Origin of the sequence: Mesorhizobium sp. M1396, assembly GCF_040317725.1 — a bacterium.
GTDB lineage: Bacteria > Pseudomonadota > Alphaproteobacteria > Rhizobiales > Rhizobiaceae > Mesorhizobium.
Map to the genome: position 1 here is coordinate 71565 of NZ_JAMYLA010000009.1, position 12549 is coordinate 84113.

Consider the following 12549-nt stretch of genomic DNA (forward strand, 5'->3'; position numbering starts at 1 on the left):
ACAATGGAGAGAAGATCATGAGCGGTGTTGCCAGTCTGGTGCCGATGGTAATCGAGCAATCGAGCCGCGGCGAACGCGCCTTCGACATTTTCTCGCGGCTGCTGCGCGAGCGCATCGTCTTCATCAATGGCGAGATCAACGACGACATCTCGGCGCTGGTCTGCGCGCAGTTGCTGTCGCTGGAATCGGACAATCCCGACAAGGAGATCTCGCTCTATATCAACTCGCCGGGCGGCGTGGTGACCAGCGGCTTCGCCATCTACGACACGATGCAATACATCAGCTGCCCGGTGTCGACCGTGTGCATGGGCTTTGCCGCCTCGATGGGTTCTTTCCTGCTGATGGCGGGCACACCGGGGCGTCGTATCTCGCTGCCGAACGCCACCATCCTGCTGCATCAGCCGCTGGGCGGGTTCCAGGGCCAAGCCTCCGACATCCAGCGCCATGCCGAGCGCATCGTCCAGACGAAACGGCACATGGCCGGGCTCTATGCGCAGCATTGCGGACGCACCTATGAGGAGGTCGAACGCACGCTGGACCGCGACCACTTCATGACCGCCCGCGAGGCCCAGACCTGGGGCATCGTCGACCACGTTTTCGACACGCGAAAAAAGGCGGCATAAAGCCAGGCCCGGCTTCCTGCCGGCTTTCGAAGATTTGATGATGCCGGTCTGGTCCCATCGGGGGCAGGCCACTATAGTCCTGGGATGATCGACACTCATCCACCCAGAACATTGCACCGTGTCATCGCCGTTGTAGCGCTCGTGTGCCTTTCGAGCGGCACGGCCTTCGCCGGCGACAGCTCGGCGCAGGCGCAAAAAGGCGCCCTGCCCGGCGTGGCCGGCGACTATCGCATCGCCAAGCCGGCTCCCGAACCCGACGATGCATATCCCGGCAACGGCAACGGCCAGTTCAAGATCGGCGATACGGATGTCAGGATTTCCGGCAGCATCACCGTCGATCTCGGAGCCGGCTCAATCGGGCAGCCCCGCCACCGATAGTGGTGCCGGCGTGCTGCGCTGGCATATCGCCAACAAGACATCCGCACATAAAACGGCCCCGCCGTGCTTTGCGCAAACGGACGGGGCCTTTTTGGATCTAAAATCCAACTTCTACCGGGGGCGTACTGCCGGCACTAGATTTCGGATGCAACGCGGCGTCAGCCGACGATCCGACTGCAGTCTCTGATTTTTACGGGGTATGGCAGGTCACGGTTTGTCGGGTGGCGCAAACGCTAAACCCTGGCACTTATGCCTGCCGCCGCTCCAGTAACGACTGGAACCCTGTGGGACGATCCGGTGGCGTCATAGCTCCGCTCCTTTTTGTCCATTGCGACGTTGTCGTCCGAAGCACAAATCGCTAATGCCTGCGGCGTCTCGCAGGCCGCCTCTGGGCGGCGAGACCATCGAAAGACGGCCGGCTTCGTTGACTGCCGAAGCTTGCCTCCAGGAGCCGGCGCCCGTCAAGCTTCAATAGCCGGTTACCGAAAAATGTGATCGTCGGGAGGTTACGTGCAAGTCAGTTTTTGCACAGCTTTGTCAGGAGCGTGTTCGGTCTTTGTTCTTTCTACTTGCCCGTTCACGCGAAAGACGCTTAAACGGCTTTTGTCGGGAATTGTGGCGTCTCTCGACGTGGCGGCAAAACTACCTACATAGGGGATGGCTGGGAAAACCCGCCATTCCAGGAAATTCCAGATTCTGAGGCGGCGACCGGCGATGGCCGACCATAAATATCTTTCCATTCGCGGGGCGCGCGAACACAATCTGAAGAATGTCGATCTCGACCTGCCGCGTGACAGCCTGATTGTCATGACCGGCCTGTCGGGTTCCGGCAAGTCGTCGCTTGCCTTCGACACCATCTATGCCGAAGGCCAGCGCCGCTATGTCGAAAGCCTTTCGGCCTACGCCCGGCAATTCCTCGAAATGATGCAGAAGCCTGACGTCGACCAGATCGACGGCCTGTCGCCTGCCATCTCGATCGAGCAGAAGACCACCTCGAAGAACCCGCGTTCGACGGTCGGCACCGTCACCGAGATCTACGACTATATGCGCCTGTTGTTCGCGCGCGTCGGCATCCCCTATTCGCCGGCCACCGGCCTGCCGATCGAGAGTCAGACGGTTTCGCAGATGGTCGACCGCGTGCTGGCGGTCGAGGAAGGCACGCGCCTGTTCATCCTGGCGCCGATGGTGCGCGGCCGCAAAGGCGAGTACCGCAAGGAACTGCTGGAACTGCAGAAGAAGGGCTTTCAACGCGTCAAGGTCGACGGCGTCTTCTACGAGATCGCCGACGTGCCGGCGCTGGACAAGAAGTACAAGCACGACCTCGACGTCGTCGTCGACCGCATCGTCGTGCGCGGCGATCTGGCGACGCGGCTCGCCGACTCCATCGAAACGGCGCTGAAGCTGGCCGATGGGTTGGCGGTAGCCGAATTCGCCGACAAGCCGCTCGACTCCAGCCAGACCGGCGAGGATTCGGTCAACAAGTCGAAGAACGAGACGCATGAGCGCATCCTGTTCTCGGAAAAATTTGCTTGCCCGGTCTCCGGCTTCACCATTCCGGAAATCGAACCGCGCCTGTTCTCGTTCAACAACCCGTTCGGTGCCTGCCCGACCTGCGACGGTCTCGGCAGCCAGCGTGCCATCGATGGCAATCTGATCGTGCCGGACGAAAACATCTCGCTGCGCGACGGCGCCGTCAGCCCGTGGGCTAAGTCGACCTCGCCCTATTATACACAGACGCTGGAGGCGCTGGGCAAGGCTTATGGCTTCAAGCTTGGCGACAAGTTCAGGGATCTGACCGAAGAGGCAAAGGAAGCCATCCTGCGCGGCACCGGCGAGCGCGAGATCACCTTCCAGTATGATGACGGCCTGCGCTCCTACAAGACCACGAAAACCTTCGAAGGCGTCATCCCCAATCTCGAGCGCCGCTGGAAGGAGACCGAATCCGCCTGGATGCGCGAGGAGATCGAGCGCTTCATGTCGGCCACGCCCTGCCCGGTCTGCAAGGGCTACCGCCTGAAGCCCGAGTCGCTTGCGGTGAAGATCGCCGGCAGGCACATCGGCGAAGTCACCGAACTTTCGATCCGCAAGGCCGACCAGTGGTTCACCGACCTGCCCGCGTCGCTCAACGACAAGCAGAACGAGATCGCGGTGCGCGTGCTCAAGGAGATCCGCGAGCGGCTGCGCTTCCTCAACGATGTCGGGCTCGACTATCTCACTTTGTCGCGCAATTCCGGCACGCTGTCGGGCGGCGAGAGCCAGCGCATCCGGCTGGCGTCGCAGATCGGCTCCGGCCTCACCGGCGTGCTCTATGTGCTGGACGAGCCGTCGATCGGTCTGCATCAGCGCGACAATGCGCGCCTGCTCGATACGCTCAAGCACCTGCGCGACATCGGCAACACGGTGATCGTCGTCGAGCATGACGAGGACGCCATCCTGCATGCAGACTATGTCGTCGACATGGGCCCGGCCGCCGGCATCCACGGCGGCGAGATCATTGCCCAGGGCACGCCGCAGCAAGTCATGGCCAACCCCAATTCGATCACCGGCAAATATTTGTCGGGCGCGCTCGAAGTGGCGACGCCCGGCGTGCGCCGCGAGGCGAAGAAAAACCGGCGCCTCAAAATCGTCGGCGCGCGCGGCAACAATCTGAAGAACGTCACCGCCGAAATCCCCCTCGGCACCTTCACCGCCGTCACCGGCGTGTCGGGCGGAGGCAAGTCGACCTTCCTGATCGAGACGCTGTTCAAGGCCGCCTCGCGCCGCATCATGGGCTCGCGCGAGCACCCGGCCGATCATGATCGCATCGAGGGCCTCGAATTCCTCGACAAGGTCATCGACATCGACCAGTCGCCGATCGGCAGGACCCCGCGCTCCAACCCGGCCACCTATACCGGCGCCTTCACGCCGATCCGCGACTGGTTCGCGGGCCTTCCCGAGGCCAAGGCGCGTGGCTATCAGCCCGGCCGCTTCTCGTTCAACGTCAAGGGCGGGCGCTGCGAAGCCTGTCAGGGCGACGGTGTCATCAAGATCGAGATGCACTTCCTGCCCGACGTCTACGTCACCTGCGACGTCTGTCACGGCAAGCGCTACAACAGAGAGACGCTCGATGTCCTGTTCAAGGGCAAGTCGATCGCCGACGTGCTCGACATGACCGTCGAGGAAGGCGTCGACTTCTTCGCCGCAGTGCCCGGTGTGCGCGACAAGCTCGATACGCTGAAACAGGTCGGCCTCGGCTACATCCATATCGGCCAGCAGGCGACGACGCTGTCGGGCGGCGAGGCGCAGCGCATCAAGCTCGCCAAGGAGCTGTCGCGCAAGGCGACCGGCAAGACGCTCTACATCCTGGACGAGCCGACCACCGGCCTGCACTTCCACGACGTCGCCAAGCTCCTGGAAGTGCTGCACGAGCTGGTCGACCAGGGCAACACGGTGGTGGTCATCGAGCACAATCTCGAAGTCATCAAGACCGCCGACTGGGTGCTCGACCTCGGCCCAGAAGGTGGCGACGGCGGCGGCGAGTTGGTGGCCTCCGGCACGCCGGAAGCGATCGTGCGCGAAAAGCGCAGCTACACCGGCCAGTTCCTCAAGGAGCTCCTGGAGCGACGCCCCGGAGGCAAGCGCGAAGCGGCGGAGTGATGATCCGGCCGGTTGGCGCCTGGAGAGCTTTTTGAATGACAATCCGAAGAGCGCTTGCCGGTGATCTCCAAACTGTCGTGTCGCTAACCGAAGCCGCCTATGCACCCTACAGCGCCCTGTTCGGGGCACCGCCGATTCCGGTCACCGAGGACTATGCGCCGCGCATCGCGCGTGGCGAGGTCTGGCTTCTGGAGAGCGGCGGCGAGATGGCCGGAGCGCTCACCGTGGAGCGGCATGACGATCATGCGATGATCTTTTCCGTCGCGGTTGCCCCGGCCTTTCAAGGCAAAGGCCTCGGCATCGCCCTGCTCAAACACGCCGACGAGCAGACGCGCCTGTGGCGCCTGCCCGAGGTGCGGCTCTACACCAACGCCAGGATGGAGCGGAACATCGCGCTCTATCTGGCCTATGGTTTCCATGAAACGGGGCGCCGGCCCAATCCCTACCGGCCAGGATGGGTGCTCGTCGACATGGCAAAACCAGTCGGTGAAACGGCCTGATCTTCTGAACTCGGCCAGATTTCTTCACTTGGGAGGATGACAATGAGCACATCGGGAACAATCCGCGCCGGCATGGGCGGCTGGACCTTCGAGCCCTGGGACACGTCCTTCTATCCCGACAAGCTGTCGAAGGCCAAACAGTTGCAATACGCCACCCGGCAGGTGCCGACCATCGAGGTCAATGGCACCTATTATTCCAGCTTCAAGGAGCCGACCTTCGTCAAATGGGCAAGCGAGGCGCCGGACGGTTTCGTCTATGCGCTGAAGGGCAACCGCTTCGTCACCAACCGCCGCGTGCTTGGCGAGGCCGGCGAATCGATGATGCGCTTCCTCGGCTCGGGTGTGGCGGCACTCGGCGAAAAGCTCGGGCCGATCCTGTGGCAGTTCGCGCCGACGAAAAAGTTCGATCCGGACGATTTCGAAGCTTTTTTGAAACTGCTGCCGGAAAAGCAGGACGGCGTCGCGCTGCGCCACGCGGTCGAAGTGCGCAACGACAGTTTTGTCGTGCCGGAATTCGCGGCGCTGGCGCGCAAGTATAAGGTGGCGATCGTCTATGCCGACCATGCCAAATATCCTGATATCGCCGACGTTACCGGTGATTTCGTCTATGCACGGCTGCAGACCGGCAGTGACGACAATCCCGACTGCTACACGCCAAGGGGTCTCGATGAATGGGCCGCGCGGGCAAAGGTCTGGGCGGCGGGCAAGCAGCCGGCCGACCTGCGGCGTGCCGATCCCGCTACCGATGCACCGGTCCAGCCGCGCGACGTGTTCGTCTACTTCATCACCGAGGGCAAGGTGCGCGCGCCGTTCGGCGCCATGGCGCTGATGAGGCGTGTGAATTAAAGCGGCGGATCTCCACCCGGCGCCTTACTTTGGAACCTGCCCGGCGCTTTGATCGTTCTATGCTCTCAGGCGGCGACGCGTGCGACATCGCCAACGCTTAGCCACCGATCCCGCAAGTCCCTGCAAAGAAGGGCAAGGACAAATGGCTATCATCCTCCTCGGTGCATTGCTTACCGTCGCTGGCGTTGTGTACATGGCAGGCGCCGCCCTTCGGCGCGGACGGCTTAGCGATCCCGCGCCTGTGGTTCCAGATCGCCCGATGCCAAACCTCGCAACACCAGGCCCGACGCTCGAGCCACGCCGGCGGGGGCTCGGTTTCCTCGGCCTGTCACAGAATTGGCCAGGCCTGTTGATGATGGGCATCGGCCTAGCCTTGCTGTTGTTGTCGGCGCTCTTCTGACACGGCGAAATCTCGACATCTTCACTGATATCGTAACCTTATCGATACTTCCTTGCTGCATGAATCCATCTGGGCGCGGAGTTGCCCAGAGCGGGCAAGGAAGAGGGCATGTCACTCGACTACAACTCACTGCTGCTCGCGGTCGGCTTTTCCGCCGCCTGCCTCAGCCTGACGTTGTTCGGCATCTGGCTTACCGCGCGTTCCGAGAAATTCTTGCTGACCTGGGCGGCCAGCGTGCTTCTGGTTGTCGGCGACGTCTTTGCCTACAAAGCCTATATCGACCAGCCCGGACCGATGCTCGGCGTCGCCACGCTCACCCTGCTGCTGTTCGGTTTCTCGACCATGCTCGGCGCCGCCCACCAGTTCACGACAGGCCGCTCTCCGCTGCCGCGTATCGCGCTCGGCGCCAACATCTCGCTGGCCGTGGCCCTGCCGCCGATGGCGCTCGGCTATGACGGACTGGGCTTCATGCTGGAGAATTCCTTTGCCGCGCTGCTGCTCTTCGCCACCGCTCTCGAATACTGGAAGGGCCGCGTCGAATCTCCTGCCCCGATCATCGGGCTCGCCGCGCTCTATTCGATCACCGCCGTATCCTTCGTGCTGTGCGCCATGGTTCTGGCATCGGACGGTAAGCTTGTGCTCGGCCATGCGCCGAGCAACTGGGCTGAGGACCTAAGCCTCGTCATCGTCATCGCCTGCATGACCGGTATCGGTGCTCTTTCGCTGGCGCTCAACCAGGGGCGCCTGGCACACTATCACCGCCGCAATGCGCTGACCGATCCGCTGACCGGCCTTCTCAATCGCCGTGCCTTGTTCGACATGCACGGCGATGCGCCCGTCGGCGCCTTCACGGCCGTGGTGGTGTTCGACCTCGACGGCTTCAAGGCCATCAACGACGAATTCGGCCATGCCGCCGGCGATGAAGTGCTGAGGGTGTTCGCCAGGGACCTCGCCGGCAATCTTCGCCCGGCCGACGTCGCCGCGCGCATGGGCGGCGAGGAATTCGCGCTCGTGCTGAAGCGGACCTTGCCCGAAACGGTGGAAGCCACCGCCGAAGCCATACGGGCAGTTTTTGCCGCGCGTCGCATCGAAACCGAGACCGGCTCGCTGATATGCACGGTTAGTGCCGGTTTTGCCTTCGGCACCAAGGAGGGCCTCAGCTTCGACAAGGTGCTCAGCGCCGCGGACAAGGCGCTCTATGCCGCCAAGCGCGGCGGCCGCAACCGTGTCACCGCCTCGGCATTCCGGCGCGCGGGTTAGACCACGCGCACCGACGCCATGGCTACGACCGGGACGGGCGAATGCGGCTCCTATGCCGCCATGACGATTTCATTGAAAGCATCCAGGTCGACATAGAAGACCTTGGTGATTTCCTCGATCAGGTCGTCGTGGCCGTAGCCTTGGGACTTCAAGATGTTGATGGCGGTGATGATATCGACGCGCTCGGTAAGCCGCCGCTTCTGGTAGTCCTCGACATAACGTTCCATGGCTGTCCCTTGGCCTGTGTGCCCAAACACGTTTGAACGACAGAGATCGCAGGAGGGAAGCTAGGAAGCCTTGCTTGCGTGAACCTTGCCCGGTGCTAGCCGCGCCCTCGATCTGCGATGAACCAGACTGATACGGAAGCGGCCGACTCACAAAAGCCTTGGGGAAAGACTAGCACGCAGCTTGTGGCGCACCAGTGACGCAGAGAGCTCGATCGGAGAAATATTGGCTTGCCAAGGACTTCGGATCGTCAACTGAAGTCCAGCGCCGATTCTACACCGTCAGGAACTTGCGAACGTCCGCCCTGTCGAGATCTTCCGCCGGGCCGGTATGGACGATCAGGCCACGGTCCATGATGTTGACCTCGTCGGCGAGTTCGCGGCAGAAGTCGAGATATTGTTCGACCAAAAGCACGGCGATGCCGGCCTGGTCGCGCAGATAGCGGATGGCACGGCCGATATCCTTGATGATCGACGGCTGAATGCCTTCGGTCGGCTCGTCGAGCACCAGCAACTTCGGCCGCATCACCAGCGCCCTGCCGATGGCGAGCTGCTGCTGCTGGCCGCCGGAAAGGTCGCCGCCACGGCGGCCGAGCATCTGCTTGAGCACCGGGAACAATTCGAAGACATGCGCCGGAATGTTGCGGTCGGCCCGCTTCAGCGGCGCGAAGCCCGATTCGAGATTTTCCCGTACGGTGAGCAGCGGAAAGATCTCCCTGCCCTGCGGCACGAATGCGATGCCCGACCGGGCGCGGTCATACGCCGCGCTCCGGTCGAGCGCCTTCCCCTCGAAGGCAACGCTTCCGCTCGTCAGCCGGTGGTGGCCGACGATCGATCTCATCAAACTGGTCTTGCCGACGCCGTTGCGGCCGAGCACGCAGGTGATCTTGCCCGCGCCTGCCTTCAGCGACACGCCGCGCAGCGCCTGGGCGGCGCCGTAGTGCAATGTGGCATTGGAAACTTCGAGCATGTCAGCGCCTTCTCCAGAACCTGAGAAACGACAGATCGAAGCGATGGAATTGAACCCGCCAGACCATGCTCACCTCCCCAGATAGACTTCGACGACGCGCTCGTCGGCCGACACGAAATCGAGTGTGCCTTCCGACAGCACCGAGCCCTCGTGCAGGCAGGTGACCTTGACGCCCAGCTCGCGCACGAAATGCATGTCATGCTCGACGACGATGACTGAATGATCGCGCGCAATATCTTTGAGCAGGCGCGCGGTTTCCTCGGTCTCCGCATCGGTCATGCCGGCGACTGGCTCATCGACCAGAAGCAGCTTCGGATCCTGCGCCAGCAGCATGCCGATCTCGAGCCACTGCTTTTGTCCATGGCTGAGATTGGCTGCCAGTTCGTTACGCTTGTCGCCAAGCCGGATGATGCCGAGGATGTGGTCGATCTGCCGCGTCTCGGCGGCCGAGCGGCGATGGAACAGCGCCGGAAAGATCGAGCGCGGACCCTTCAGCGCCAGCATCAGGTTTTCCTTGATCGTGTGGCTTTCGAACACGGTCGGTTTCTGGAATTTGCGGCCGATGCCCATCATGGCGATCTCGGCCTCGTCATGCTTGGTGAGATCCACCTCTCCGTCGAAGAAGACCTCGCCCTCGTCGGGTCGCGTCTTGCCGGTGACGATGTCCATCATCGTCGTCTTGCCAGCCCCGTTGGGGCCGATGATGGCCCGCATCTCGCCCTTGTCGAGCACCAGCGACAGCTTGTTGATGGCACGAAAGCCATCGAAGGAAACCGAGACGCCGTCGAGATAGAGGATCGTGTTCGACTTCGACATGGTCGCTCACTCCGCCGGCTGCGGTTCTGGGCTGGTCGAGGACCAGTCGCCGGGCGTTCTCGCCGCGCTGCGAACGATTTTCACTGGCGGCGGAACGACGGCATCGGTGCCCGCTTCCTCGGCAATCGAGGCTGCCCGCAACGCTTTGGCGTTGCCATGCCAGGAATCCCACATGCCGATGATGCCCTGGGGCAGCAAAAGCGTGACGGCGACGAACAGCCCACCCAATGCAAACAGCCAGAATTCCGGCAGCACGCCGGTGAACCAGGATTTGCCGGCATTGACCAGCAGCGCGCCGATGATCGGTCCGACAATGGTGCCGCGTCCGCCGACTGCCGCCCACACCACGACCTCGATCGAATTGGCCGGCTCGAACTCGCCCGGATTGATGATGCCGACCTGCGGCACGTAGAGCGCGCCGGCGATGCCGGCCATGACAGCCGACACGGTAAAGGCGAACAGTTTTACATTCTCCGCCCGCCAGCCGAGGAAGCGCGTGCGGCTCTCGGCGTCGCGCACCGCCATCAGCAGCTTGCCATATTTGGAACCGACGATTGTCCAGGTGACGAAGACGGCGAGCGCGAGCATCACAGCACTGGCCGCGAACAGCGCCGAACGCGTCGCGTCGGCCTGCACGTTGAAGCCGAGAATATCCTTGAAATCGGTCAAGCCGTTGTTGCCGCCGAAACCCATGTCGTTGCGGAAAAACGCAAGCAGCAGCGCGTACGTCATCGCCTGGGTGATGATGGAGAGATAAACGCCGGTGACACGGCTGCGGAAGGCAAACCAGCCGAAGACGAAGGCGAGCAGGCCAGGCACCGCGAGCACCATGATCGCGGCGAACCAGAAATGGTCGAAGCCATACCAGAACCACGGCAATTCCTTGTAGTTCAGGAACACCATGAAATCGGGCAGGATCGGGTTGCCATAGACGCCGCGCGAGCCGATCTGGCGCATCAGATACATGCCCATCGCATAGCCGCCGAGCGCGAAGAAGGCGCCGTGGCCGAGCGAAAGGATGCCGCAATAGCCCCAGACAAGATCGAGCGCCAAGGCGAGCAGCGCGTAGCAGAGATATTTGCCGGTCAGCGCCACGATGTAGGATGGGACGTAGAAGGCGCTGGTGGGAGACACCGCAAGATTGAGCAGCGGCACGATGACCGCCACCGCCAGCAGGATGAGAATCGTGACGGCGATGCGGCGATCCGCGCCCGCGGCGAAGAAGCGTCCTGACATCATGCTTCCACCGCCCTACCCTTGAGCGCGAACAGGCCGCGCGGGCGCTTCTGGATGAACAGGATGATGAGGACCAGCACGACGATCTTGCCGAGCACGGCGCCGGCATACGGCTCAAGTAACTTGTTGACGATGCCGAGCGAGAACGCGCCGACCAGCGTGCCCCACAGATTGCCGACGCCGCCGAAGACGACGACCATGAAGCTGTCGATAATGTAGCCGCGGCCAAGATTGGGCGAGACATTGTCGATCTGGCTGAGCGCGACACCGGCGATGCCGGCAATGCCGGACCCTAGCGCGAAAGTCAGCGCGTCGACCCAGGGCGTCCTGATGCCCATCGAGGCGGCCATGCGCCGGTTGGCGGTGACGGCGCGCATCTGCAGGCCCCAGGGCGTGCGCTTCATCACGTAAAACAGCATGGCGAAGACGGTGAGCGCGAAAACCAGGATCCACAGCCGATTCCAGGTGATCGCAAGCTGTCCGACATTGAACGAGCCCGACATCCATGAGGGATTGCCGACCTCCTGGTTTGTCGGCCCGAAGATCGAGCGCACCGTCTGCTGCAGGATCAGCGAAACGCCCCATGTCGCCAGCAGCGTTTCCAGCGGCCGGCCGTAGAGGAACCGGATGACACCACGCTCGATGATCAGGCCAACCAGTGCCGAGACGAGGAAGGCGAGCGGCAGCGCGATGACCAGCGACCAGTCGAACAGGTCCGGAAAAGACGTACGGATCACCTGCTGGACGACGAAGGTCGTGTAGGCGCCGAGCATGACCATCTCACCATGCGCCATGTTGATGACGCCCATGACGCCGAAGGTGATGGCAAGCCCGATCGCCGCCAGCAGCAGCACCGAGCCGAGCGAGATCCCGTACCAGATGTTCTGGCCGGCTTCCCAGAAGGCCAGGGTCGAATTGATGGTGGCGATCGCGGCTGTCGCCGCTTGCTTGACCGCATCCGGAGAATTCGCCTCGACCGAAGTCAGCAACGAAACCGCATCACGGTCGCCCCGTGCACCGATGAGCGCAATTGCGGCGAGCTTGTCCGCGTCTGGTCGGTCGGAGACCAGGATGGAGGCCGCACGAGCCTGTTCGAGCAGAGCCTTGACGCTGGCCACGGCCTCGCTGGCGATCGCGGTGTCGAGCGGTTCGATGTTTGCGGCGTCGGGCGTCTTGAACATGGTATCGGCCGCCGCAATACGTACAGCCGGATCCTTGGCGCCAAGCGTCAGCATGCCCAGCGCATCGCGGATGGCGCGGCGCAGCGTGTTGTTGACCTTGATCTTGGTGATGTCGTCCTTGGCCGCCTCGCCCGATGCCTCGCCGCTCAGCGGATCGAAAAGTTGGACGCTCTCGCCCGCTTCCTTGCCGGCGAACACCAGGGAATCGGCCTTGCGGATGTAGAGGTTGCCGTCGGCGAGCGCCGCAAGCGGCCGCTCCACCGCCGGGTCGCCGGTGGCAGCCAGTTCGTGGACGACGGCTCCGATCTCAGAAAAACCCTTGGCCGTCGCGAATTTGGCGATGATGCCGCGCAGATCGGCTTCGCCAGCGCCCGATGACGACAGAGTCGCCAGCAGGAACAACAGCGTCAGGCCGGCGCGGATCAAGGTCATCGGCTTATGTTAACCCCTTGAAAGGTTTGAATTGGACGTCCGGACGG

At 62.7% G+C, this 12549-nt stretch carries 11 protein-coding genes; 6 read left to right on the forward strand and 5 right to left on the reverse strand.

Annotated elements, in window-relative coordinates; genetic code table 11:
- Positions 1–17 precede the first annotated feature (17 nt).
- The 6 genes from NKH02_RS07995 to NKH02_RS08025 all read left to right on the forward strand — a co-directional run bounded on the left by NKH02_RS07995 (position 18) and on the right by NKH02_RS08025 (position 7643).
- Positions 18–623, forward strand: coding sequence for an ATP-dependent Clp protease proteolytic subunit (locus NKH02_RS07995; RefSeq protein WP_352871729.1), 606 nt, complete (start codon positions 18–20; stop codon positions 621–623).
- Positions 624–707: 84 nt separating this feature from the next.
- Entirely contained in the window at positions 708–1001 is a 294-nt protein-coding gene (locus NKH02_RS08000) for a hypothetical protein (RefSeq protein ID WP_352871727.1), read from the forward strand.
- Between the two features lie 714 nt (positions 1002–1715).
- Positions 1716–4637, forward strand: coding sequence for an excinuclease ABC subunit UvrA (gene uvrA, locus NKH02_RS08005; protein WP_352877741.1), 2922 nt, complete (start codon positions 1716–1718; stop codon positions 4635–4637).
- Positions 4638–4672: 35 nt separating this feature from the next.
- On the forward strand, positions 4673–5137 hold the full coding sequence (locus tag NKH02_RS08010) for a GNAT family N-acetyltransferase (protein ID WP_352877743.1): 465 nt from the start codon (positions 4673–4675) through the stop codon (positions 5135–5137).
- A 42-nt stretch (positions 5138–5179) separates the two neighbouring features.
- Positions 5180–5983, forward strand: coding sequence for a DUF72 domain-containing protein (locus NKH02_RS08015; protein WP_352877745.1), 804 nt, complete (start codon positions 5180–5182; stop codon positions 5981–5983).
- Positions 5984–6491: 508 nt separating this feature from the next.
- Positions 6492–7643: a GGDEF domain-containing protein gene (locus NKH02_RS08025; protein ID WP_352877749.1), complete on the forward strand. Its 1152-nt coding sequence runs from the start codon at positions 6492–6494 to the stop codon at positions 7641–7643.
- A 50-nt stretch (positions 7644–7693) separates the two neighbouring features.
- Here NKH02_RS08025 and NKH02_RS08030 read toward each other — a convergent pair whose 3' ends face one another.
- From NKH02_RS08030 to urtB, 5 genes are all read right to left on the reverse strand, one after another.
- Positions 7694–7870, reverse strand: a complete 177-nt coding sequence (locus tag NKH02_RS08030; protein WP_023759335.1) for a hypothetical protein — start codon at positions 7868–7870, stop codon at positions 7694–7696.
- Between the two features lie 271 nt (positions 7871–8141).
- The gene (gene urtE, locus NKH02_RS08035) at positions 8142–8837 is read right to left on the reverse strand and encodes an urea ABC transporter ATP-binding subunit UrtE (RefSeq protein ID WP_109669216.1); all 696 of its coding nucleotides are present in this window, start codon (positions 8835–8837) and stop codon (positions 8142–8144) included.
- Between the two features lie 69 nt (positions 8838–8906).
- The gene (gene urtD / locus NKH02_RS08040) at positions 8907–9653 is read right to left on the reverse strand and encodes an urea ABC transporter ATP-binding protein UrtD (protein ID WP_352871715.1); all 747 of its coding nucleotides are present in this window, start codon (positions 9651–9653) and stop codon (positions 8907–8909) included.
- Positions 9654–9659: 6 nt separating this feature from the next.
- Positions 9660–10892: an urea ABC transporter permease subunit UrtC gene (urtC, locus tag NKH02_RS08045; RefSeq protein WP_352877751.1), complete on the reverse strand. Its 1233-nt coding sequence runs from the start codon at positions 10890–10892 to the stop codon at positions 9660–9662.
- On the reverse strand, positions 10889–12502 hold the full coding sequence (gene urtB, locus NKH02_RS08050; RefSeq protein ID WP_352877753.1) for an urea ABC transporter permease subunit UrtB: 1614 nt from the start codon (positions 12500–12502) through the stop codon (positions 10889–10891). Before urtB ends, urtC begins: the two co-directional genes overlap by 4 nt.
- Between the last annotated feature and the right edge of the window lie 47 nt (positions 12503–12549).